Origin of the sequence: Gelidibacter sp. (assembly GCF_035515035.1) — a bacterium.
In the GTDB taxonomy this organism is placed as follows: domain Bacteria; phylum Bacteroidota; class Bacteroidia; order Flavobacteriales; family Flavobacteriaceae; genus Gelidibacter.
The window spans coordinates 13,116-37,549 of sequence record NZ_DATJCA010000156.1 but is presented as its reverse complement, the minus strand read 5'-3'; the positions used below and the strand labels follow the sequence as shown (position 1 = coordinate 37,549).

Below are 24,434 nucleotides of genomic sequence, written 5' to 3'. Positions count from 1 at the left end.
AACGAGGTGTTTACACCAATTGATTTGATTAACGCGAAGACGTTGTCTTCGGTAATCAACTCTTTCTTTGGAACGAATCAGTTATCTCAATTTATGGATCAAACCAATCCATTGGCGGAGATTACGCACAAACGTCGTTTATCAGCATTAGGACCTGGAGGTTTATCCAGAGAGCGTGCAGGTTTTGAGGTTCGTGACGTTCACTACACACATTACGGTCGTCTATGTCCAATTGAAACCCCTGAGGGACCAAACATTGGTTTGATTTCTTCACTTTCGGTTTATGCGAAAGTTAACGGAATGGGCTTCATTGAAACGCCATATCGTAAAATTACAGATGGTGTTGTTGATATTAAGAATGAACCAGTCTATTTGAGCGCTGAAGAAGAGGAAGATATGTTGATAGCTCAGGCTAATATTCATGTTGATGGCGATGGAAAAATTCTTGAAGACAAAATTATTGCGCGTCAAGAAGGCGATTTCCCAGTAATAGATGGCGTCACTGCTAATTATACTGACGTTGCCCCTAATCAAGTAGCCTCTATTTCAGCATCGTTAATTCCTTTCTTGGAGCATGATGATGCCAACAGAGCCTTGATGGGATCTAACATGATGCGTCAAGCAGTACCATTATTGCGTGTGGATGCACCAATTGTTGGAACTGGTTTAGAGCGTCAAGTTGCTTCAGATTCAAGAGTATTAATCAATGCTGAAGGCGCTGGTACTGTAGAGTACGTAGACGCTAATGAAATTGTGATCAAATACGAACGTACAGAAGAACAAGCCATGGTAAGTTTTGATAGCGATACCAAAACCTATCCGTTGGTTAAATTTAGAAAAACCAACCAAGGCACTTCCATTAACTTAAAACCTATTGTAACCAAAGGTGATAAAGTTAAAAAAGGCCAAGTACTTTGTGAGGGATATGCAACCCAAAATGGAGAGCTTGCTCTTGGTCGTAACATGAAAGTGGCATTTATGCCATGGAAAGGTTACAACTTTGAGGATGCCATTGTGATTTCTGAAAAAGTTGTTCGTGATGATATTTTTACATCGATTCATATCGATGAATATTCATTGGAAGTTAGAGATACCAAATTAGGTAACGAAGAATTGACTAATGATATTCCTAACGTTTCTGAAGAGGCTACAAAAGACTTGGATGAAAACGGTATGATTAGAATTGGTGCTGAGATCAAACCAGGTGATATTTTAATTGGTAAGATTACTCCAAAAGGTGAATCTGATCCAACACCAGAAGAAAAATTATTAAGAGCGATCTTCGGTGATAAAGCGGGTGATGTAAAAGATGCTTCATTAAAAGCTTCGCCTTCATTGCACGGTGTTGTTATTGAGAAAAAATTATTCTCAAGAGCAGTAAAAGATAAACGTAAGAGAGCTAAGGATAAAGAAGATATTGATGCTCTAGAAGCAGTTTACTACAGAAAGTTTGATGAGTTAAAAGCCGTATTGGTGGATAAGTTATTTGCTATCGTAAACGGAAAGACTGCACAAGGGATCTTTAATGATCTAGGAGAGGAAATCATTCCAAAAGGTAAAAAGTACACCTTAAAAATGTTGAACTCTGTTGATGATTATACGCATTTAACTTCAGGAGCTTGGACCATTGACGAACAAACAAATAGTCTGGTTTTGGATTTAATCCACAACTACAAGATTAAGGAAAATGACCTTCAAGGGTCATTGCGTCGTGAGAAGTTTACAATTTCTGTAGGGGATGAATTACCTGCAGGTATTATCAAATTGGCTAAAGTTTATATCGCTAAAAAGCGTAAGCTTAAAGTAGGTGATAAAATGGCAGGACGTCACGGTAACAAAGGTATCGTTGCACGAATTGTCCGTCAGGAAGATATGCCGTTCTTAGAAGATGGAACTCCAGTTGATATCGTATTGAATCCGCTTGGTGTACCTTCTCGTATGAACATTGGACAAATTTATGAAACTGTTCTAGGATGGGCAGGTCAAAAATTAGGACGAACCTATGCAACACCAATTTTTGATGGTGCTACATTGGATCAGATCAATGAATTGACTGATGAAGCTGGAATTCCACGTTATGGGCATACCTACTTATATGATGGTGGTACGGGAGATCGTTTTGATCAACCAGCAACTGTTGGTGTAATTTATATGTTGAAACTAGGACACATGGTTGATGATAAGATGCACTCACGTTCTATTGGACCATACTCATTAATTACACAGCAACCGCTGGGTGGTAAAGCTCAATTTGGTGGTCAGCGTTTTGGTGAGATGGAGGTATGGGCACTTGAAGCTTATGGCGCATCTGCAACCTTACGTGAGATCTTAACAGTTAAATCTGATGATGTTATCGGTAGAGCAAAAACTTACGAAGCAATCGTAAAAGGAGAGCCAATGCCAGAACCAGGACTTCCTGAATCTTTTAACGTGTTAATGCACGAATTGAAAGGATTAGGATTGGATATTAGATTGGAGGAATAATTTCGTTGAAATTATTCCAATGTAGAGACAGATTGCAATCTGTCTCTACCCAATCATAAAAATTAAATTATAATTTGTTAGTACCATAAAAAATGGCAAGAAGACAAGATAAGAATACAGTACAGAGATTTAACAAAATCTCCATTGGTTTAGCGTCTCCAGAGTCTGTTTTAGCAGCATCTCGTGGTGAGGTTCTTAAACCTGAAACTATTAATTATCGAACACACAAACCGGAAAGAGATGGTTTGTTCTGTGAGCGTATTTTCGGTCCTGTAAAGGATTTTGAATGTGCTTGTGGTAAATATAAGCGTATCCGTTACAAAGGTATTGTTTGTGACCGTTGTGGTGTTGAAGTAACTGAAAAGAAAGTACGTAGAGACAGAGTAGGACACATCAATTTGGTTGTTCCTGTAGCTCATATCTGGTATTTCCGTTCTTTACCAAACAAAATTGGATACTTGTTGGGATTACCTTCCAAGAAATTGGATATGATCATCTATTACGAACGTTACGTAGTGATCCAACCGGGTAATGGTAAAAACGCCGATGGGGAACCATTGCAAAAAATGGATTTCTTGACGGAAGAAGAATATTTGACTATTCTTGAATCACTTCCACAGGATAACCAATACTTAGACGACAATGATCCAAATAAGTTCATTGCAAAAATGGGAGCGGAATGTTTAATTGATTTGCTTTCAAGAATTGATTTGAATGAGTTGTCTTTTGAATTGCGTCACAAAGCAAACACTGAAACTTCAAAACAACGTAAGACTGAGGCGTTAAAACGTCTTCAAGTTGTTGAGGCTTTCCGTGATTCTAACGCTAACCGTGAGAACCTACCTGAGTGGATGATCATGAAGGCTATTCCAGTAATTCCACCAGAATTACGTCCATTAGTACCTTTAGATGGTGGTCGTTTTGCGACTTCAGATTTAAATGATTTATACCGTCGTGTAATTATTCGTAACAACCGTTTGAAGCGTTTGGTTGAGATCAAAGCTCCAGAAGTTATTTTACGTAATGAGAAACGTATGTTGCAAGAATCAGTAGATTCATTATTTGACAACACGCGTAAAGCATCGGCAGTTAAAACCGATTCTAACAGACCGTTAAAGTCGTTATCTGATTCCTTAAAAGGTAAACAAGGACGTTTCCGTCAAAACTTACTTGGTAAACGTGTGGATTATTCAGCACGTTCGGTAATCGTCGTTGGACCAGAATTAAAATTATTTGAATGTGGATTGCCTAAAAACATGGCAGCAGAACTTTACAAACCATTCATCATCAGAAAACTGATAGAGCGCGGGATTGTGAAAACTGTAAAATCTGCAAAGAAAATTATAGATAGAAAAGAGCCAGTAGTTTGGGATATTTTAGAGAATGTTTTAAAAGGACATCCAGTTCTTTTAAACCGTGCTCCTACATTACACAGACTCGGTATCCAAGCTTTCCAACCTAAGTTGATTGAAGGTAAAGCTATCCAATTGCACCCATTAGTATGTACGGCGTTCAACGCGGATTTTGATGGTGACCAAATGGCGGTGCATTTACCATTAGGACCTGAGGCCATTTTAGAAGCACAATTATTAATGTTGGCTTCTCATAATATTTTGAATCCTGCTAACGGTTCTCCTGTTACTGTACCATCTCAAGACATGGTTCTTGGTCTTTACTATATGACCAAGGAGCGTTTTTCAACGGATGAAGTAAAAGTAAAAGGTGAAGGCATAACATTCTATTCTCCAGAGGAAGTGACTATTGCTTACAATGAGAAAAAAGTAGATTTAAATGCTGGAATCAAAGTAAGAACAGAAGACTTTAATGAAGAAGGTGAATTGGTCACAAAGATTATTCAAACTACTGTGGGGCGTGTTTTATTCAACGAAACCGTACCAAAAGCAGCTGGTTATATCAATCAAGTATTGACCAAAAAATCTTTAAGAGATGCTATCGCGCATATTTTAAAAGTAACTTCAGTTCCTGAAACTGCTGAGTTCTTAGATGAGATTAAAGATTTAGGCTATAAGTTTGCCTTCCAAGGTGGATTATCATTCAGTTTAGGAGATATTATCATTCCTGCTGAAAAACAAAGTATGATTGATAGTGCCAACACCCAGGTAGATGGCATTATGGCTAACTATAACATGGGATTGATTACCAATAACGAACGTTATAACCAAGTTATTGATATCTGGACCTCTACGAATGCTGAATTGACTGAATTGTCTATGAAGCGTATCCGCGAAGATCAGCAAGGATTTAACTCAGTATATATGATGCTTGATTCGGGAGCTCGTGGATCTAAAGAACAGATCCGTCAGTTAACCGGGATGCGTGGATTGATGGCGAAACCTAAAAAATCTAGTGCAGGGGGTGGAGAGATTATTGAAAACCCAATTCTTTCTAACTTTAAGGAAGGTCTTTCAATTTTGGAATACTTTATTTCTACTCACGGTGCTCGTAAAGGTCTTGCAGATACCGCTCTTAAAACAGCAGATGCTGGTTACTTAACACGTCGTTTAGTGGATGTATCTCAAGATGTGATTGTCTACAGTGAAGATTGTGGCACGTTGAGAGGTATTGAAGTATCCGCTTTGAAGAAGAATGAGGAAGTTATTGAGAAGCTTGAAGATAGAATTGTAGGTAGAACGTCATTAAATGATGTTTACGATCCATTGACTGAAGAGCTTATTGTTGGTGCAGGTGAACATATTGGTGATGCTATTGCTAAACGCATACAAAACTCAGCGTTAGATGCTGTTGAAGTACGTTCAGCATTGACTTGTGAAGCTACCCAAGGTATATGTGCCAAGTGTTACGGACGTAACCTTGCCACCGGTAAGATGGTTCAAAGAGGTGAAGCTGTTGGTGTTGTTGCTGCCCAATCAATTGGGGAGCCAGGAACTCAGTTAACACTTCGTACCTTCCACGTTGGAGGTATTGCAGGTAACATTTCTGAGGAAAATAAATTGACTGTTAAGTTTGATGGTATTGCTGAAATTGAAGATTTAAAAGTGGTTAAAGGAACCGATAACAATGGTGATGCTGTTGATGTTGTTATTTCCCGTACTTCTGAATTCAAATTGGTAGATGCTAAAACAGGGATTACGCTAAGTACACATAACATTCCGTATGGATCATTCATCTACTGTAAGCCAGGAGATAAAGTGAAAAAAGGTGATGTGATTTGTTCTTGGGATCCTTACAACGGTGTCATTATTTCTGAATTTGCCGGTAAGATCTCTTACGAAAACATTGAACAAGGTGTAACGTACCAAGTTGAAATTGACGAACAAACTGGATTCCAGGAAAAAGTTATTTCTGAATCGAGAAATAAGAAGTTGATTCCAACTTTACATATTGAAGATGCTAAAGGCAACGCTATACGTTCTTACAACTTGCCAGTTGGAGCTCACTTGATGATCAACAACGGTGAGAAGATTAATGTAGGTAAGGTCTTGGTTAAGATTCCGCGTAGATCAGCAAAATCTGGTGATATTACAGGAGGTTTACCTCGTGTTACCGAGTTGTTTGAAGCACGTAACCCGTCTAACCCTGCTGTAGTAAGTGAGATTGATGGCGTTGTTTCTTTCGGAAAAATCAAAAGAGGTAACCGTGAGATCATCATCGAATCTAGATTAGGTGAGGTTAAGAAATACTTGGTGAAACTATCCAATCAGATTCTTGTTCAAGAAAATGATTATGTTAAAGCAGGTATGCCGTTATCTGATGGTTCGATCACTCCAGACGATATCTTGAATATTAAAGGTCCTGCGGCGGTTCAACAATACTTGGTCAATGAGGTACAGGAAGTATACCGTTTACAAGGTGTGAAAATCAACGACAAGCATTTTGAAGTTGTTGTAAGACAAATGATGCGTAAGGTGAGAATCATTGATTCTGGTGATACTATTTTCTTAGAAGATCAATTGGCTCATAAATCAGATTTCATCGAAGAAAACGACAAGATCTTTGGAATGAAAGTGATTGAAGATGCTGGAGATTCTAAAACTCTTAAACCAGGTCAAATTGTTACGACGCGTCAGTTAAGAGACGAAAACTCTGTGGTTAGAAGAGAAGATGGTCAGGTGGCTGTTGCAAGAGATGCACAACCAGCTACCGCAACTCCAATCTTGCAAGGTATTACAAGAGCTTCATTGCAGACAAAATCATTCATTTCGGCGGCGTCGTTCCAAGAAACGACCAAAGTACTTAACGAAGCTGCTGTAAGCGCTAAAGTGGATTACTTAGAAGGCTTGAAAGAAAATGTTATTGTTGGGCATAGAATTCCTGCAGGAACCGGTGTTAGACGATATGAGAATATCATCGTAGGTTCTAAAGAAGAGTTCAACCAAATGATGAAAGCCAAAGAAGAGTTGAATTATAACTAAAAAATCCTCGCGCCTGCCTGCCAACAGGCAGGGAAGCGGGGATCTCATGAGTAAATTGACGAATTTGAGGTCATCTTAATTGATCTTAAATTTGTCAGTATATTCAAGATACTAACTTTTAAAGACGAGATTCCTGCCTTCGCAGGAATGTAAGAATTATGAGCGATAACCAAGAAGCACCAAAACAAGGACAAATTAATATTGAATTGGATGAAAAGGTAGCGGAAGGAATTTATTCCAACTTAGCCATCATTAACCATTCAGTATCTGAATTTGTAGTCGATTTTGTCAGCATTATGCCTGGAACACCAAAGAGCAAAGTGAAGTCACGAATTATCTTGACGCCACAGCATGCCAAACGTTTGCTGAAGGCTTTGGGTGAAAATGTGAAGCGCTTTGAAAACGCCCATGGTGAAATCAAAGATTACGAGCAACCACCAATTCCATTAAATTTTGGACCGACTGGTCAAGCTTAATAAATATTATTTTGGTGTGCTCCACCAATACCTTAAAAGTCCCTTTGAATTTACTTTCAAAGGGATTTTTTTATTGCATCCTTTTTTTTGGCTTTGCTGATACGCATAGAAGTGAGCGACATGTAAGAAAACCAATCCAAACTTGTAACTAATTCAATATCTTTACAAAAAATTTAATCAAACAAATCGCGAGTCCAAATTCGTCATTATAAAATCAATTACTACTTTTGCGCATGCAACATAACAAAGTCCTTATCTTAGATTTCGGATCGCAATACACCCAGCTGATTGCGAGACGCGTTAGAGAACTCAACATCTATTGTGAGATCCATCCATTCAATAAAATTCCGACGGAAATAGAAAGCTTTAAAGCGGTTATTCTATCTGGAGGACCATCATCTGTCCGATCAGAGCATGCGCCCCATCCCGATTTGTCAAAAATTAGGGGTCACATGCCACTTTTAGGTATTTGTTATGGCGCTCAATATTTGTCCCATTTTTCTGGAGGATTGGTGGCGCCTTCCGATTCACGTGAATATGGAAGGACGAATCTGTCTTATATTAAGGTGAAGGAACCTTTATTTGATCATATTGATACGGGCAGCCAAGTGTGGATGAGCCATAGTGATACCATTAAAAAGTTACCGACTGATGGGTTGTTGATTGCCAGCACCAAAGATGTGGAAAATGCGGCTTTTGTCATCGAAGGCGAGCAAACGTATGGCATCCAATTCCATCCTGAAGTTTATCATTCAACAGATGGAAAGCAGCTTTTGGAGAACTTTTTGGTGCATATCGCAAAATTGGAACAGGATTGGACGCCACAGTCATTTGTAGAAGAAACTGTTGAAACTTTACAGGCTCAAATTGGTGACGATAAAGTTGTTTTAGGACTTTCTGGAGGTGTAGATTCTTCAGTAGCCGCCATCTTACTTCATAAAGCCATTGGCAAAAATCTCTATTGTATTTTTGTGAACAACGGCTTACTTCGTAAAAATGAATTTGAAAGTGTCCTTGCCCAATATGAAGGCATGGGACTTAATGTAAAAGGGGTTGATGCTTCGGCACGTTTTTTGGATGCCCTAGCAGGTGTAAGCGATCCGGAGTTGAAACGTAAAGCAATTGGTCGTGTGTTCATTGAGGTTTTTGATGATGAAGCGCATCAAATTGAAGATGTAAAATGGTTGGCACAAGGCACGATTTATCCAGATGTGATAGAAAGTGTATCTGCTACGGGTGGACCAAGTGCAACGATTAAAAGCCATCACAATGTTGGAGGTTTGCCTGATTTTATGAAACTTAAAATTGTAGAACCCTTAAGAGCTTTATTTAAGGACGAAGTAAGACGGGTTGGTGCGTCAATGGGTATGGACGGAGGCATTTTAGGGCGCCATCCATTTCCAGGTCCTGGATTGGCGATTCGTATTTTAGGCGATATTACTGCCGAAAAAGTACGTGTGCTTCAAGAAGTAGACGCTATATTTATCAACAATCTTAAAGCATGGAATTTATATGATAAGGTATGGCAAGCAGGAGCCATCTTATTGCCGGTAAATAGTGTAGGAGTGATGGGTGATGAGCGGACATACGAAAAATGTGTCGCTTTAAGAGCGGTAGAAAGTACAGATGGTATGACTGCAGATTGGGTAAATTTACCGTACGAATTTTTGCAAAACACCTCCAATGAAATAATAAATAGAGTAAAAGGCGTTAATAGAGTAGTCTATGACATCAGTTCTAAACCGCCAGCAACTATTGAGTGGGAATAACGATAAGTATCAGTTTACTATCGTCGTTTTCAGTCAACATATACATAAAACATGAAAAAACTCATTTTAATTTGTGTCATCATCTTGTCTTGCAATTGGGTTGCCCATGCGCAAAAGTTTAAAGCCCATACGGTAAAACAAGGAGAAACTGTGGAATCTATTGCAAAAAAATACCAAGTTTCTGTTTCAGATATTTATGCCTTAAATCCTGATGCCAAGAAGAAATTGAACCTAAATTCAGTTTTAATTATTCCAAATGCTGCCACTATTTCGTCTGATGCCACAACTGAGACAAAAGAACTCATTGGTTATACCTCCCATAAAGTAAAACGGAAGGAAACACTGTATAGCATTTCAAAAGAATACAATATTGAAATCGAAGATATAAAAAGACATAACAAGCGCTTGTATTCGGAGAATTTAAGAAAAGGAGATCAGATACGCATCCCAAAGTATAAAACTGTAGTTTCACAGGTAACCCCAAGTAATGCCATTAAAACCTATAAAGTGCAACCTAAAGAAGGGAAATGGCGTGTGGCGTATAAATTTGGAATTACCGTAGCGGAGTTAGAAACATTAAATCCTGGTATGAAGGAAGTATTGCAGCCAGGAGACGAAATAAATGTGCCAAACACGACCGACGAAAAAGTGATTGATGATAGTTTTAATTATTATACGGTTCAAAAAAGTGAAGGTTATTACCGTTTGAAGGTAAAATTAGGATTGACTCAAGAAGATTTGGAAAAACTTAATCCGGAATTAAAAATTGATGGATTAAAAGAAGGTATGGTCTTGAAAGTGCCTCAAAATGTTACAGTCGGCGAGGTGGTTGGTCAGGTTGCAGAAACAAATCTCACCAGAAACCTGAGGAACTTAAAGACAAAACAAATTGCGGTCATGCTACCATTCCGTTTGAGTAGAGTGGATACTGATTCTGTAAAGGAAGCCAAGGAAATGATTAAAAGAGATACACGCTTGTCTGTTTCCCTCGATTTTCATACGGGTGTCTTAATGGCGGTAGATTCGGCAAAACGTTTGGGCATTTCTACCAAACTGAAAGTTTTTGACACTGAAGATCAACTTTCTGAAATCTCTAAAATTTTGAGTAGCAATGACTTTTCTAACTATGATGCTGTTATTGGACCTTTAATGGCAAATAATCTTGACCGGGTGGCGAGAGCCTTGGAAAATGATAAAATCCCGGTAATTTCACCAATAACCATCCCAGAACACTTGTATAGTAACGTTTTTCAAACTATTCCTGAGCCGCAGATGCTTGAAAAAGCCATGATTCAATATGTGAAAAATGATCCATTGAAAGTCAATGTGGTCATCATTTCAGACCATTCAAACCGAGAAGTCAGTAACCGATTAAAATCTGAATTTCCAAATGCAAAACAAATCTTCTCCAGAAAAACTAAAGAAGGTCGTGACGCTTTTTACATTATGGGTACCGATTTAAGTGGTGCGTTTTCAAATGGCAAAAACTATGTCTTTTTAGAGACAGCAAATGAGGCTTTGGTGTCAAATGTCACAAGTATGCTCAATGGACTGACCAATAGAAACCAGGATATTATTTTGGTCTCTACCAAATTGACTGATGCTTTTGAAGGTGCGAATGTGTCCAATTATCATTTAGCGAGGTTGAAATTCCATTACCCATCCATCAACAAAAGCTTGAATTCGGATCATCAGAATAGTTTTGTGAAATCGTACAAGAGCAAATACGGCATTGAACCTAACAAATTTGCTGCCAGAGGATTTGATCTGACTTTAGATGTCCTTTTACGATTGGCATCTGATGAAGATTTATATAAAGCCTCAACCAATGCTGTTGAAACCCACTATTCTGAAAACAAGTTCAGATATTCAAAAAAACTCAATGGTGGTTATTATAACGAAGCCATCTATATTGTAAAATATACCAGTGATCTCACCATAGAAGAAGCAAAATTATGACATCAAAAGTAGTTTACCTTGGCGATTTAAGAACGGAGTGTACCCATTTGAAATCTGGAAATACATTCATTACCGATGCGCCTTTAGATAATAACGGAAAAGGCTTGGCATTCTCTCCTACAGATACCGTTGCTACAGGGTTGGCGAGTTGCATGATGACCGTTATGGGCATCAAGGCAAGAGATATGGGAGTAGATATGACCGGCACAACTTCTGAAGTGACCAAAATCATGGCCAGCAATCCTAGACGAATTGCAAAAATAGAAGTGCACATGAATTTACCATTTGTGGCCGAAGATAAAACTAAAAAAATTCTTGAAAACACTGGCAGAACCTGCCCAGTTCTTTACAGCCTCCATCCAGATATAGAAAAGGACATTACCTTTAAGTGGGCGTGATGATCTACCACCTGATTGTTGTTTTCACCTTAATTCTTAACGTTCCATCCAATAATAAGGATGTGTTGGAATGGCAGGAAAACGTACAACTCAAATGGTCAGATTTTAAGGGACAACCCAAAGATCTTGGAGATATTGTGGCCATAACGTCTTCTGGGATTTCTTTTAGATTTTCCATCAAAGAGCAAAATAATATGGTAACTGCATTTGACACCCAAGTTCAGGCCCATTTTTATCCAAAATATTCTTGGGTGCACAAGAAAAAAGCATCGGACCATATACTTTCCCATGAACAGCTGCATTTTGACATTACAGAATTACATGTGCGTAAATTCAAAAAAGAAATCACCCAATTAAAAATTTCGAAAGACATTAAACAAGATCTGAATAAAACGTATGAGCGCATCAATAAAGATATGGCCACCATGCAAAAAACTTATGATGCAGAAACAAACTACTCCAGAAATGTTCTAGCTCAATCAACATGGAAGAGAAAAATTGAGGACGCTTTACAGCTTTATAATGAGTATAAAAACATCAATCAACAGTGATAGAGCCCGATAAAAATTTCCTCATTAAACTTGCACATACCAAAATGCCTTTTGGCAAATATGAAGGCAGATTTCTCATCGATTTACCTGAGTATTATGTGGTTTGGTATCATAACAAAGGATTTCCAAAGGGGCAACTTGGTTTAATGCTTGCAACCGTATATGAGCTAAAATTAAATGGTTTAGAAAACTTAATTCGGAACATAAAACAGAGGTATCCAAAGTAATTGTTAACTTTAAGACTATAAATTTCGTTTTTCAATGGATGTAGAATCTCCTATAAAGTCAGAGCATTTGGAAGAAAACTTTAAACTTAAGCATCTTCCTTCTTTATTTGTAAAAAGCTTCAAGACTTGGAATGATGAGGATCCATTTCGTTTGAGCGCCGTGGTGGCCTATTATTCCGTATTGTCCTTACCTGGTCTTATTGTTATTTTGATCAATGTTGTTGGCAGTATTTGGGGTCCAGCAATTGTTCAAGGGCATTTAACCCAAGAAATCAGTGAAGTTCTGGGACAGGATGCAGCAGAGATCATTAAAACCATTATTACAGAAACACTCAATACCGATAAGAATATCATATCTACACTTATAGGTATCGCCAGTATTATTTTTGGAGCCACAGGGGTGTTTTACCAATTACAGATTTCACTCAATAAAATTTGGCAAGTAGAAGAATTGGAAAAATTCAGTTTAAAAAAATTGCTAACAGATCGTGCCAGAAGCTTTGCCTTTATATTGGTCATTGGATTTTTACTTCTGATTAGTTTTATGATTTCGGCGATTTTGGGAGTATTGAGCGGTTATATAAAAGAAGTGTTCCCACATATTGTTCTGTATGTTGCCTATCTGTTGGATTTGGTGTTGTCAGTGGCCGTGGTAACAACGCTTTTCGCCCTAATGTTCAAATACATGCCAGACACAAAAATCAGGTGGAAAACGGTATGGATAGGCGCATTTATTACCGCCCTTTTATTTACATTGGGTAAGTATTTATTAGGTCTTTATTTTGGAACTGCCAATCCTGGATCAACCTATGGTGCAGCTGGGGGAATAGTTTTAGTCTTACTCTGGGTGTCGTATTCGTGTCTCATCTTCTTTTATGGAGCAGCGTTTACGAAAGAATTTTCAAAAAAATACGGACACAATTCTTATGCACTTTCCGAAATGCTTGAACAGATTGAAATGGAGAGGAACGCATCTGAGAATAATCCTTCGTCTTAAAATTTAAAACTTATCTTTGTAAAAATTATTATTAAGATGCATAAAGCAGGTTTTGTAAATATTATCGGAAATCCAAATGTTGGCAAATCAACATTGATGAATGCTTTTGTGGGTGAAAAATTATCTATAATCACTTCTAAAGCTCAAACCACACGCCATCGTATTCTTGGGATTGTCAATGGCGATGATTTTCAGGTTATTTTATCCGATACTCCAGGAATTATCAAACCAGCTTATGAACTTCAGGCCTCCATGATGGATTTTGTGAAATCGGCTTTTGACGATGCTGATGTGCTCATATATATGGTGGAAATTGGAGAACAGGAACTTAAAGATGAAGCGTTCTTCAAGAAAATCACCAACTCAAAAATCCCGGTTTTGTTATTGTTGAATAAAATCGATAAATCTGACCAAGAGCAATTGGAAGCACAAGTACAATTATGGTCTGAAAAAGTGCCAAATGCCGAGATTTATCCAATTTCAGCTTTAGAGGGATTTAATGTAAAAGAAGTTTTTGGCAGAATTATTGAACTTTTACCTGAGTCGCCTGCATATTATCCAAAAGATCAATTGACCGATCGGCCAGAACGTTTTTTTGTGAATGAAACCATTCGGGAAAAAATTTTGATCCATTATAAAAAAGAGATTCCCTACGCTGTTGAAATTGATACGGAGGAGTTTTTTGAAGAAGAAGACATTATCAGAATGCGATCTGTTATTATGGTAGAGCGTGAAACACAAAAAGGAATTATCATTGGCCACAAAGGCGCTGCTTTAAAAAGGGTTGGAGTGGAAGCTAGAAAAGATTTAGAACTGTTTTTCGGAAAACAAGTCCATTTGGAGTTGTATGTAAAAGTCAATAAAAATTGGCGAAGTGACCAGAAGCAGTTGAAACGTTTTGGGTATAACCAGTAATAGTCTTCAGTCTATAGTCGGCAGTATTCAGTCTCTGTCTCCAGTTGCGATTCAATCCAAAACTGATTGACAAATACAGATTCGTCTATATTGAAAAGCTCTCTGTGGAACTTTGAGCTCCTTTGTAACTCTGTGTAATAGCTTATAAGTTGGTAGAGGTTCGTGGATAGATGGTAGAGGCTAGTGAGTACAAGCTCTGCTCTACCAAGAATCTGTTTGAAAAAGTATTTCAAAATTGCTTTAAAAAAAACTCCATCGAACTCCATGCGCCTCCGTTTAATAACCTCTATATTAATCCATTTGTTTTTAAGGTCATATCCATAAAATCATAAAGTCCGTGCATCTCCTCTTTTCCTTTTGCTCTCCCAAACCGGCCTGCAAAATAAAGTCCAAACCAAACCACCACCATTAGTAACATCAATCCCAATGGGAACCCATAAGGATTTTTTAAAGTCCAGTTGGTGTATGTCCAAATTCCAAAAGCAATAAAAAGTCCTGCAACTAAAAAATGAAGAAACATAAACATGGTCCAAACAGTAGGGTTTGGTCCAAATAACCCATGGAGAGTGGAAGTTTTGTCGTCTAATGCAGTGATTTCCAAATGCAATTGTGGTGACCAAAACTGTTGTTCATGTGTAGGCAATCGTATAAAAACATGGTCGTCAACCCGGACTATCTTATAGATTTTAGATGTAGCCTTTGCGTCTTCAAATGTTTTGAGAATACACGCGTTTCCGTGGTTTAATTCGATTTTAAAACGCGGTCTCAGTACTATTTCGTTTGATATTGACATAGATATAATTTAAAAGCCTTGAAAAATACTCTATTTTTTTCAGAAAGGAAACACTACCTTTGCAAACAATTTAAAAGTCATGAGTAGTATAGTAGCCATAGTAGGTCGTCCAAATGTAGGGAAGTCAACATTATTTAATCGTTTAATCAAACGGAGGGAAGCCATTGTTGATGCCGTAAGTGGCGTAACCAGAGATCGACATTATGGAAAATCAGAATGGAATGGCCGTGAGTTTTCTGTCATTGATACTGGAGGATACGTCGTTGGGAGTGATGATGTTTTTGAAGTTGAAATAGATAAACAAGTTGAACTTGCAATTGATGAGGCTGATGTCATCATCTTCTTGGTAGATGTTGAAACTGGCGTGACAGGTATGGATGAGGATGTTGCCAAATTGTTGAGACGCGTTAATAAGCCCGTATTTTTAGCGGTTAATAAAGTGGATAATAATAAGCGTGCAGAAAATGCTGTGGAATTTTATTCGTTAGGTTTAGGAGAGTATTTCACTATTGCCAGTATCAGCGGAAGTGGTACTGGAGATTTGCTCGATGCGGTGGTGAAGGCATTACCTGAATATGTTGAAGAAGAGGAAAGTGAGTTGCCAAGATTTGCGGTTGTAGGCCGTCCAAATGCAGGGAAGTCTTCTTTTATCAATGCCCTTATTGGTGAAGAGCGTTATATTGTTACTGATATTGCTGGTACGACCAGAGATGCCATCGACACAAAGTATAACCAATTCGGATTTGAATTTAATTTGGTGGACACTGCGGGAATCCGTCGTAAATCAAAGGTAAAGGAAGATTTGGAGTTTTACTCAGTAATGCGAAGCATTAGAGCTATTGAGCATTGTGATGTGGTTATTTTAGTGCATGACGCAACTCGTGGTTTTGATGGCCAAGTACAGAATATATTTTGGCTGGCGGAGCGCAACAGAAAAGGCATTGTAATTTTAGTCAATAAATGGGATTTGGTGGAAAAAGACACCAATTCTGTTCGGGATTACGAAAAACAGATCCGCAAGGAAATCGAGCCTTTTACAGACGTACCGATTGTCTTCATTTCGGTTCTCAACAAACAACGTATTTTTAAAGCTATTGAAACTGCAGTTGAAGTATTCAACAATCGCTCTAAAAAAATAAAAACAAGTAAGCTCAATGAAGTGTTATTGCCAATTATTGAGAATAATCCACCACCTGCATTAAAAGGAAAATACGTAAAAATTAAGTATATTATGCAGTTGCCAACGCCGCAACCGCAGTTTGCTTTTTTCTGTAATTTGCCACAATATGTAAGAGAGCCATACAAGCGTTTTTTAGAAAATAAACTTCGCGAAGAATTTAACTTTCATGGTGTTCCCATCAGTATCTACATGAGGAAAAAGTAAAATTGTGGTTTTATTTATGGTTTTTTTAAGGATTGTGTAGGATTTCTCTTCTATCTTCGGTTCTGAAAACTACTAACCATCAATCAAACGCATGAAGAAATATCTGTGTGTGCTCACCTTGTTGTGTGCATGTATGACTTTTTCCCAAGGTAAACCTTTTAAAATTTCAGGTACTTTAATTTCGGGAGATGATCACACACCATTGGAATCGGCAACCATTTACTTGGAAACGATTAAAGACTCTACTTTGGTCACCTATACCATATCTGATAAAAAAGGCGCTTTTGTTTTGGACCATAGGACTTATGAAGACTCGCTAAACTTGATTATTTCCTATATCGGATTTGAGACGTATACGCGAATTCTCAAAATCGGGAAAGATCCTCTCAACCTAAAAACTATTCCTCTAAAAACAGCCAACGTACTTGATGAAATCTTAGTGAGGTCTAGAGCGCCAATTACCATTAAAAAAGACACTTTAGAATTTAACGTGGCATCATTTAAAACCAAAAAAGATGCTACTGTTGAAGATCTTTTAAAAGAACTTCCGGGAGTTGAGGTGGACGAAGATGGAACTATTAAAATCAACGGGAAGGAAGTGAGTGAAATTCTTGTGAACGGAAAACCATTCTTCGGGAATGATCCAACAATTACCACTAGGAATTTAACCAAGGATCTCATTGAAAAAGTTCAAATCACAGACGCAAAATCTAAAGCCGAGGCATTTACTGGAGAGAAAGGGGATAAGGAGAGTAAGTCGATAAACTTAACCATAAAGGAAGAAAACAATAAAGGGGTTTTCGGACGGGTTGCTGCGGGAGCCGGAACGGATGAGCGCTATGAGTTTGCCGGGCTTATCAATGTTTTTGATAATGAACAGCGCATCAGTGTGCTGGCTGGCGGAAATAATATTAATTCGGCAGGATTTAGTTTTGGTGAACTGCATAAAATGTTTGGTTCCGTGAATAGCGTGAGTTTTAGCGGTAGTGATTCCTTTGTCATTGATGGACGGTCCTTTGGTGGTGGTCAAGGTGTCACAAGATCACAAACTGCAGGGGTGAATTATGCAGATGAATTAGGAAAAGGTAATGATGTTTCTGCAGACTATTTTTATTCATCGAGTCATTCAGATAATGCATCTATTGTAGAACGTGAAAATATATTACCTGATTCCAGATATTTTTCCAATTCTTCATCAAATTCAATAAATGATACAGAAGCTCATAGTGTAAATACCGCTTTTGATATCAAAATTGATTCTACATTTTTAATTAATGTGAGACCTTCCTTCCGTTTCTCTAATTCAAAAAATAGTTTTGAAAAGGAAGAGACCTCGAGTGATGAAAATTATACATTAATTAACCAAGGAAAAACATACTCTTTCGTAGAAATCATAGGTAAGGATTTCGGAAACAATTTGAATTTGACCAAGCGTTTTGGCAAAGACGGAAGTTTTCTTAGGGTAAATATGAATGCCAATATTACGGCAAATAATTCTTCTGATTTTCTAAATTCAGAGACCAATATTTATGGTAATGATCCCAACGATATATTAAGAGATCAATTTACTGAAGGCGAAATGACTTCCAATAGGTTGGGATTAGGGATTACCTATCGCTTGCCTCTGCAGGCAAACAGTTGGTTTCTTGATTTTAAATATGCATATGATATAGATAAGCGTAAAGACTTGAGAAGTACTTTTGACTTTGACCAGCAGTCTCAATCCTATGTTAATTTCAACACAACTTTAAGTACGGATTTTATTAATAAGAACCATAAGCATACTCCAAATGTTAAATTAGTATATAACTCCGAAAAGGCAAATATGAGTTTGGGATCTGGTTATAGTCTGACAAGACTAGAAAATGCCGACAGATTAAGACCGGAATTAAGCTTGAATCAAACTTACGATTTCTTGGAGCTGAATGCGAATTTTGATTATCAGTTCAATGCAATGGCTTCATTTAGTGCTTACTATAATTTAGGAAACATTACCCCGGAAATAGCCCAATTACAACCATACACGGATGTTTCGGATCCCTTGAACACCATAACGGGAAACCCGAGCTTAAGTCCTTCAAAAAGACATCGAATAAGTGCGGATTACAACAACTATGATTATCAAAAGGGTAGCGGGTTTTACGTGTATGCTAATGCCTATATTGTTGACGACCAGGTGGTTTCAAAATCTCAGGTTGACGAAAATTTTGTTCGGACCACAACCTATACAAATGTCAACGGTAACTATACCACATATCTGGGTTCTAGTTTAAGCAAGGATTTTAAAATAGACTCCGTTCAAACGGTAAAGATAAACGTGGGATTGTCAGCAAATGCGAATAATCGGGTCAATTTCAACAATAATATTGAATATGCTGCCATGAGCATTGGTCTTAATCCTACAATTGGAGTCTCTTATACGTGGAAGAATTTATTTGAAATAAGACCTAATTACCGATTGTCAATCACTAATACTCGCTATGATCTAGACGATTTTGAAGATCGAAATTTTTTAAGACATAGTGTTGGCATTCGAACGGCTACTTTTATGCCAAAAAAACTGGAGTGGCGCAACGATATCAATTTCACCTATAATAGAGATGTCGCAGAAGGTTTTCAGAAAAGTGCCTGGTTTTGGAATGCATCCTTAGCATATTCCGTTTTAAAGGATAATGGAAATATAACGCTAAAGGTTTATGATTTATTGAATCAGAATACAAATGCCCAACGTATTGCCACGGATAATTATATCCAAGATTCACAAAGTACCGTATTGGAACAGTATTTTATGCTCAGTTTTAGCTGGAAGTTCAATAGCTTGGGATCAAAGGGGAAAAGTGGACGGGATGAGTTTTTTATATTGGATTAAAAATGTCCTGTCTGCCGACAAGTAGGCAAATTCCAAATTTAAAATCACTATGTGCGAAGCATGTATTTGGATTAAATTTTTGGAATTTGGTGCCTAAATTCTTGAAATTTTATTATTTGAATTCCGAAGTAAAATGAAACTTAATACTTGGATAGGTTTGTTGCGTCATTTGCAATGAAAACTGAGAATCGGCTAAAAACACCAATTGGTCTTGTTTGTCTTTTGCCAAGTACCGATGTTTTACCCGTAAAAACTCTTTGAACTCGTCACTTTTTGGATCGGTCGGTTCTACCCAGCAGGCTTTGTAAACATTTAAGTTTTCATACGTACATTTCGCACCATATTCATGCTCCAATCGGTATTGGATGACTTCATATTGTAAGGCACCAACGGTTCCTATAACCTTTCTGCCATTAAGTTCCAAGGTGAACAATTGCGCGACACCTTCGTCCATTAGTTGATCGATCCCTTTATAAAGTTGCTTTGATTTTAATGGATCCGCATTATTGATATATCTAAAATGCTCGGGAGAAAAGCTTGGAATACCTTTGTAATTGATGTTCTCACCTTCGGTAAGTGTATCCCCAATCTTGAAATTACCCGTATCATGTATCCCGACAATATCGCCAGGATAAGAAATGTCCACAATCTCTTTCTTTTCTGCAAAGAAGGCATTTGGACTGGAGAATTTCATTTTTTTATTGTTTCTAACGTGTAGATACGCTTTGTTGCGTTCAAAAGTGCCCGATACAATCTTTATAAATGCCAAACGATCACGATGGTTCGGGTCCATATTAGCATGAATTTTAAATACGAAACCAGTAAACTCCTTTTCGTCCGGATATACCAATCGCTCTTCACTTTGTTTAGGTCTTGGTCTTGGGGCAATTTCTACGAAACAATCCAATAATTCGCGAACCCCAAAATTATTCAAGGCAGATCCAAAAAACACCGGTTGCTGTTTTCCGTTTAAATATTCATCGCGATCAAAAGTTGGGTAAATACCTTCTACAAGTTCAATTTCTTCGCGAAGCGTATCGGCGGCTTTTTTTCCAACAAGAGCGTCTATCTCCTTGGATTCTAAGTCGGAGATTTCAATAGTTTCTTCAATGCTTTTTCGATTACTGCCACTAAAGAGATTGATATTTTTCTCCCAAAGATTATAAATACCCTTAAAATCGTAGCCCATTCCTATCGGAAAACTCATGGGAACAACTCTTAAGCCAAGTTTTTGTTCCACTTCATCCAACAAATCAAAAGCATCTCTTCCTTCACGATCGAGTTTATTAATAAACACAATCATCGGAATATTTCGCATTCTACAAACTTCTACTAATTTTTCGGTCTGTTCCTCAACTCCTTTTGCAACGTCAATCACGACAATCACACTGTCTACGGCGGTTAAGGTCCTGAACGTGTCCTCGGCAAAATCTTTATGCCCAGGTGTATCGAGAATATTTATTTTTATGCCTTCATACTCAAAAGCCAACACCGATGTTGCAACAGAAATTCCACGTTGACGTTCAATCTCCATAAAGTCACTTGTGGCACCTTTCTTAATTTTATTACTTTTAACCGCACCAGCTTCTTGAATGGCACCACCAAATAATAATAATTTCTCGGTAAGTGTTGTTTTTCCAGCATCTGGATGCGCAATAATACCAAACGTGCGTCGTCTTTCTATTTCTTTTTTAAAACTCATATTCTGCTTAAAATGGGATGCAAAGATACTATTATTGAGGGCAAATTGAGTAGAAGAATTTAACCGATTTTAATTTTAAGTTAACATTGGTGCTTTTTATAACTTTTGTTGTTATTTTTGTGAGCTATGACTGAAGAAAGAGTAATCCTCGTTAATGAAAAAGACGAGCAAATTGGCCTAATGCCAAAGATGGAAGCGCACGAAAAAGCTCTTTTGCACCGCGCTTTTTCCGTGTTTATCTTTAATAATAAAAATGAGCTGATGTTGCAACAGCGCGCAGCACATAAATACCATTCGCCATTGCTTTGGGCAAACACTTGTTGTAGCCACCAACGTGATGGAGAAACCAATATTCAGGCAGGAAAGCGCAGATTACAGGAAGAGATGGGTTTTGTAGCGGATTTGGAAGATACCATTTCATTCATTTATAAAGCTCCTTTCGACAATGGTTTGACCGAGCATGAATTTGACCACGTGCTTATTGGAAATTATGAAGATGATCCAATTATCAATCCTGATGAAGTAGCCGACTGGAAATGGATGCCTTTGGAGGATGTTAAAGAAGATATGTTAAAACAGCCAGAGATTTATACAGAATGGTTTAAGATTATTTTTGATAAATTCTACGAACATATAAATAGAGGATAATCATGATTGTAACGGTTAGCAGAAAAGCACATTTTAATGCTGCACATAGACTTTTTAGAAAGGACTGGAGCGATGCGAAGAATGCTGAGGTTTTTGGTTTATGCAGTAACCCCAATTACCATGGGCATAATTATGAATTGACCGTTAGCGTTACTGGAGGTATTGATCATGAAACCGGATTTGTGATGGATTTGAAAGTCTTGAAAGACATCATAAAGGAAGAAATTGAAGATTATTTAGACCATAAGAATTTGAATATTGAGGTGGAAGAATTTAAAACGTTAAATCCCACCGCCGAAAATATTGCTGTTGTGATCTATGACAAAATAAAACCAAGATTGAAGTCAACACTTGATCTGTCCATTACCTTATACGAAACTCCTCGTAATTTTGTAACCTATTCAGGAAAATGACCCATCAAAATTCATAATATTTCATCCTACTACGTTGGAAATTATTGTCTTAATAAAAAATAATTGATTGTGAAAAACACGCTCTATCCCTTAAAGTTTCAACCCATCCTTAAAGATAAAATTTGGGGAGGTGAAAAATTAAAAACCTTATTGCATAAAGATTCACAATTGCCAAATGTTGGTGAGAGTTGGGAAATCAGTGATGTGGAAGGTGACACTTCCATCGTTTTAAATGGAAGTTTGGAGAACCAATCCTTAAAACATTTGTTGAGTACTTACAAAGGGGATCTGATTGGAGAAAAGAACTATAAGCAATTTGGAAATAAGTTTCCCCTATTAATCAAGTTTATAGATGCCAAGGAAGATTTGTCCATTCAATTGCATCCTAATGACGAATTGGCTGCAAAACGTCATAATTCTTTCGGGAAAACCGAAATGTGGTATGTAATGCAAGCCGATAAAGATGCCAATTTGATTGTAGATTTTAACCGGAAAATGACTCCGGAGCTTTATCTTGAACATCTAAATAACAAAACACTTACAGAAATCCTCAATTTTGACAAGGTAAAAGCGGGAGATACTTATTTTATTGAAGTAGGTCGTGTGCATGCAATTGGCGCTGGGGTTTTGTTGGCAGAAATCCAACAAACCAGTGATATTACGTATCGTATTTATGATTGGGATCGAAAAGACGATTTCGGCAACGAGCGCGAGCTTCATACAGATTTGGCTATAGATGCCATTGGATTTGATATGGAAGATAATTTTAGGGTAACCTATAATGAAGAGCCTAATCAATCGAACCCTATGGTGAGTTGTCAGTATTTTACAACTAATTATTTAAAAGTTGACCAATCACTTCAAAAGGAAAATACCTACGATTCGTTCATTATTTATATATGTGTGGAAGGAGAGGCTGAAATTAAGACTGATAATTATTCTGAAGTCATTGAAAAAGGAGAGACCATCTTGCTTCCAGCGGCAATTACTTCTTACCAAATCATCTCAAAGGACGCTACATTATTGGAGGTTTACGTATAGTTAAAATATACACAATCCCTGACACATGGGATGTTATAATTGTTTACTTTTGTAAAAATTATAAAAATTATAAAAATGGCAAATGTTAGAGACCTAAAAAAGGATATTAATTATGTTTTAGGCGATATTATTGAAGCAGCTTATGTATGGGAGTATGCAAACACTGGCAAAGACACAAAGAAAACTGAAGCTATTGTTGACGAAGCCATCAACACGTTTGACGAATTGATTGCAAAAGTCAATGAGAAAAAAGTGGAGAACAAAAAAGCGCACTTCAAAGCTATCAATGCTGAATTGGAAACAAAAGGTCATGCTTTGATTGAAAAAATCAACGCTTTAAATTAATTTATTTTAAAAGATTTGCAAATATGGTTTTCAAGATTATATTTGCAGTCTCTTACGCCGATGTAGCTCAGCTGGCTAGAGCAGCTGATTTGTAATCAGCAGGTCGTGGGTTCGAGTCCCTCTATCGGCTCTTTTTAAAACCTCTCTTTTTGAGAGGTTTTTTGTTTTTTATAGTTTAGAAAATGAAATTTACTTTCTTTTTAAATTAAGAAAGAATCGGCCGTTTCTTTAAACTTCGAAATAGATTTCTACCTTTTTTTATATCCAATATTTCTAGAAACGCCATCCCATCTGAATTTGAGTCTCTTCGTTGTCTTTTTTAAACTGAGGATAAGCGCATAATGTTTATTTTATTTAACTTAGCATGACTATGAGGAAAAACCAAGGATTGCTTTTAGTGCTGATAGTTTTGAGTTTTGCATTTGTAAAATCGCCAATAGCACAATTACCTGAAGGATTTGTATATGTTAAAGATCATATTCCTGATCTGGAGGTAGAGTTACGGTATTTTACCACTAATAATTTTGTAGGGAAGCCAATTGAAGGGTACAAATCCAACAAATTGATTTTTTCTACTGAAGCCACAAAAGCCTTGAAAAAAGTACAGGAAGATCTCCGAAACCAAAATCTGTGTTTAAAAGTTTATGATGCCTATCGGCCCCAGCGCGCAGTAGATCATTTTGTGGCGTGGTCAAAAGATTTGTCAGATACGATCCAGAAGCGTGAGTTTTATCCTGAGGTCGACAAGCAGTTTTTGTTCAGGGACGGCTATATCGCTTCAAAATCTGGACATAGTAGAGGGAGCACTATTGATTTGACCATCCTTGATGCCAATACTGGAGAACCTTTGGATATGGGCGGACCCTATGATTTCTTTGGCGAACAATCGTGGTTGGATTATACCGATCTCACAGAAGCCCAACTTCAAAACCGACAGATTCTACAAGATGTCATGTTAAAACATAATTTCAGGAATTATCCAAAAGAATGGTGGCATTTCACCTTAAGATGGGAACCATTTCCAGATACTTATTTTGATTTTGTCGTGGAATAGAACACTTTATTTTAA

At 37.4% G+C, this 24,434-nt stretch carries 19 protein-coding genes and 1 tRNA gene; 18 read left to right on the top strand and 2 right to left on the bottom strand.

All coding sequences use genetic code 11. The features are described 5' to 3' along the window. From rpoB to era, 10 genes are all read left to right on the top strand, one after another. The coding region (rpoB, locus tag VLZ86_RS13140) for a DNA-directed RNA polymerase subunit beta (RefSeq protein WP_325452071.1) at positions 1–2,484 on the top strand (2,484 nt) is incomplete at its 5' end. A gap of 92 nt (positions 2,485–2,576) precedes the next feature. Beyond that, positions 2,577–6,878, top strand: a complete 4,302-nt coding sequence (rpoC, locus tag VLZ86_RS13135) for a DNA-directed RNA polymerase subunit beta' (protein WP_325452069.1) — start codon at positions 2,577–2,579, stop codon at positions 6,876–6,878. A 158-nt stretch (positions 6,879–7,036) separates the two neighbouring features. Continuing rightward, complete coding sequence (locus VLZ86_RS13130; protein ID WP_325452067.1) at positions 7,037–7,354, top strand: DUF3467 domain-containing protein; 318 nt, start codon at positions 7,037–7,039, stop codon at positions 7,352–7,354. A 233-nt stretch (positions 7,355–7,587) separates the two neighbouring features. Beyond that, the gene (gene guaA, locus VLZ86_RS13125; protein ID WP_325452065.1) at positions 7,588–9,123 is read left to right on the top strand and encodes a glutamine-hydrolyzing GMP synthase; all 1,536 of its coding nucleotides are present in this window, start codon (positions 7,588–7,590) and stop codon (positions 9,121–9,123) included. Positions 9,124–9,174: 51 nt separating this feature from the next. Beyond that, positions 9,175–11,082 carry a LysM peptidoglycan-binding domain-containing protein gene (locus VLZ86_RS13120; RefSeq protein WP_325452063.1) on the top strand — a complete coding sequence of 636 codons (1,908 nt, stop codon included), beginning with the start codon at positions 9,175–9,177 and terminating at the stop codon, positions 11,080–11,082. After that, the gene (locus VLZ86_RS13115; protein ID WP_325452061.1) at positions 11,079–11,480 is read left to right on the top strand and encodes an OsmC family protein; all 402 of its coding nucleotides are present in this window, start codon (positions 11,079–11,081) and stop codon (positions 11,478–11,480) included. Before VLZ86_RS13120 ends, VLZ86_RS13115 begins: the two co-directional genes overlap by 4 nt. Continuing rightward, positions 11,480–12,031 (top strand): DUF922 domain-containing protein, encoded by a 552-nt coding sequence (locus VLZ86_RS13110; RefSeq protein WP_325452059.1) that lies wholly within the window; start codon positions 11,480–11,482, stop codon positions 12,029–12,031. The genes VLZ86_RS13115 and VLZ86_RS13110 overlap by 1 nt, the downstream gene beginning before the upstream one ends. Beyond that, entirely contained in the window at positions 12,031–12,258 is a 228-nt protein-coding gene (locus VLZ86_RS13105; protein WP_129016898.1) for a DUF3820 family protein, read from the top strand. The genes VLZ86_RS13110 and VLZ86_RS13105 overlap by 1 nt, the downstream gene beginning before the upstream one ends. Before the next feature lie 34 nt (positions 12,259–12,292). Beyond that, the gene (locus tag VLZ86_RS13100; protein WP_325452057.1) at positions 12,293–13,255 is read left to right on the top strand and encodes a YihY/virulence factor BrkB family protein; all 963 of its coding nucleotides are present in this window, start codon (positions 12,293–12,295) and stop codon (positions 13,253–13,255) included. A gap of 36 nt (positions 13,256–13,291) precedes the next feature. Next, positions 13,292–14,170 (top strand): GTPase Era, encoded by an 879-nt coding sequence (gene era, locus VLZ86_RS13095; RefSeq protein WP_325452055.1) that lies wholly within the window; start codon positions 13,292–13,294, stop codon positions 14,168–14,170. Between the two features lie 286 nt (positions 14,171–14,456). Here era and VLZ86_RS13090 read toward each other — a convergent pair whose 3' ends face one another. Further along, entirely contained in the window at positions 14,457–14,963 is a 507-nt protein-coding gene (locus tag VLZ86_RS13090; RefSeq protein ID WP_325452053.1) for a GTP-binding protein, read from the bottom strand. Positions 14,964–15,042: 79 nt separating this feature from the next. Between VLZ86_RS13090 and der the strand changes: the two genes are divergently transcribed. After that, positions 15,043–16,347, top strand: coding sequence for a ribosome biogenesis GTPase Der (gene der, locus VLZ86_RS13085; RefSeq protein ID WP_325452051.1), 1,305 nt, complete (start codon positions 15,043–15,045; stop codon positions 16,345–16,347). A gap of 91 nt (positions 16,348–16,438) precedes the next feature. Then, positions 16,439–19,216, top strand: coding sequence for an outer membrane beta-barrel protein (locus VLZ86_RS13080; RefSeq protein ID WP_325452049.1), 2,778 nt, complete (start codon positions 16,439–16,441; stop codon positions 19,214–19,216). 112 nt (positions 19,217–19,328) lie between these two features. On the opposite strand, the gene VLZ86_RS13075 is transcribed toward VLZ86_RS13080, so the two are convergent. Continuing rightward, entirely contained in the window at positions 19,329–20,918 is a 1,590-nt protein-coding gene (locus tag VLZ86_RS13075) for a peptide chain release factor 3 (RefSeq protein ID WP_325452048.1), read from the bottom strand. Positions 20,919–21,044: 126 nt separating this feature from the next. On the opposite strand from VLZ86_RS13075, the gene idi reads away from it, so the two are divergent. The 6 genes from idi to VLZ86_RS13045 all read left to right on the top strand — a co-directional run bounded on the left by idi (position 21,045) and on the right by VLZ86_RS13045 (position 24,419). Continuing rightward, positions 21,045–21,566, top strand: coding sequence for an isopentenyl-diphosphate Delta-isomerase (gene idi / locus VLZ86_RS13070; protein ID WP_325452046.1), 522 nt, complete (start codon positions 21,045–21,047; stop codon positions 21,564–21,566). Positions 21,567–21,568: 2 nt separating this feature from the next. Further along, complete coding sequence (locus VLZ86_RS13065) at positions 21,569–21,979, top strand: 6-carboxytetrahydropterin synthase (protein ID WP_325452045.1); 411 nt, start codon at positions 21,569–21,571, stop codon at positions 21,977–21,979. Between the two features lie 69 nt (positions 21,980–22,048). Then, a complete protein-coding gene (locus VLZ86_RS13060) occupies positions 22,049–23,020 on the top strand; it encodes a type I phosphomannose isomerase catalytic subunit (protein ID WP_325452044.1) in 972 nt (323 codons plus the stop codon). A 75-nt stretch (positions 23,021–23,095) separates the two neighbouring features. Continuing rightward, on the top strand, positions 23,096–23,365 hold the full coding sequence (locus VLZ86_RS13055; RefSeq protein WP_325452042.1) for a hypothetical protein: 270 nt from the start codon (positions 23,096–23,098) through the stop codon (positions 23,363–23,365). A 56-nt stretch (positions 23,366–23,421) separates the two neighbouring features. Beyond that, positions 23,422–23,495, top strand: a tRNA-Thr gene (locus tag VLZ86_RS13050). 240 nt (positions 23,496–23,735) lie between these two features. Next, entirely contained in the window at positions 23,736–24,419 is a 684-nt protein-coding gene (locus VLZ86_RS13045; protein WP_325452040.1) for a M15 family metallopeptidase, read from the top strand. The last annotated feature ends 15 nt before the right edge of the window (positions 24,420–24,434 follow it).

Excerpts from the sequence above, each read along its gene's own strand:
- VLZ86_RS13115 (WP_325452061.1), top strand. The coding sequence starts at position 11,079 with ATGACATCAAAAGTAGTTTACCTTGGCGATTTAAGAACGGAGTGTACC.
- VLZ86_RS13065 (WP_325452045.1), top strand. The coding sequence starts at position 21,569 with ATGATTGTAACGGTTAGCAGAAAAGCACATTTTAATGCTGCACATAGA.
- VLZ86_RS13045 (WP_325452040.1), top strand. The coding sequence starts at position 23,736 with ATGAGGAAAAACCAAGGATTGCTTTTAGTGCTGATAGTTTTGAGTTTT.
- VLZ86_RS13055 (WP_325452042.1), top strand. The coding sequence starts at position 23,096 with ATGGCAAATGTTAGAGACCTAAAAAAGGATATTAATTATGTTTTAGGC.
- era (WP_325452055.1), top strand. The coding sequence starts at position 13,292 with ATGCATAAAGCAGGTTTTGTAAATATTATCGGAAATCCAAATGTTGGC.
- VLZ86_RS13110 (WP_325452059.1), top strand. The coding sequence starts at position 11,480 with ATGATCTACCACCTGATTGTTGTTTTCACCTTAATTCTTAACGTTCCA.
- idi (WP_325452046.1), top strand. The coding sequence starts at position 21,045 with ATGACTGAAGAAAGAGTAATCCTCGTTAATGAAAAAGACGAGCAAATT.
- VLZ86_RS13130 (WP_325452067.1), top strand. The coding sequence starts at position 7,037 with ATGAGCGATAACCAAGAAGCACCAAAACAAGGACAAATTAATATTGAA.
- rpoC (WP_325452069.1), top strand. The coding sequence starts at position 2,577 with ATGGCAAGAAGACAAGATAAGAATACAGTACAGAGATTTAACAAAATC.
- VLZ86_RS13090 (WP_325452053.1), bottom strand. The coding sequence starts at position 14,963 with ATGTCAATATCAAACGAAATAGTACTGAGACCGCGTTTTAAAATCGAA.
- der (WP_325452051.1), top strand. The coding sequence starts at position 15,043 with ATGAGTAGTATAGTAGCCATAGTAGGTCGTCCAAATGTAGGGAAGTCA.
- VLZ86_RS13120 (WP_325452063.1), top strand. The coding sequence starts at position 9,175 with ATGAAAAAACTCATTTTAATTTGTGTCATCATCTTGTCTTGCAATTGG.
- guaA (WP_325452065.1), top strand. The coding sequence starts at position 7,588 with ATGCAACATAACAAAGTCCTTATCTTAGATTTCGGATCGCAATACACC.
- VLZ86_RS13100 (WP_325452057.1), top strand. The coding sequence starts at position 12,293 with ATGGATGTAGAATCTCCTATAAAGTCAGAGCATTTGGAAGAAAACTTT.
- VLZ86_RS13075 (WP_325452048.1), bottom strand. The coding sequence starts at position 20,918 with ATGAGTTTTAAAAAAGAAATAGAAAGACGACGCACGTTTGGTATTATT.
- VLZ86_RS13080 (WP_325452049.1), top strand. The coding sequence starts at position 16,439 with ATGAAGAAATATCTGTGTGTGCTCACCTTGTTGTGTGCATGTATGACT.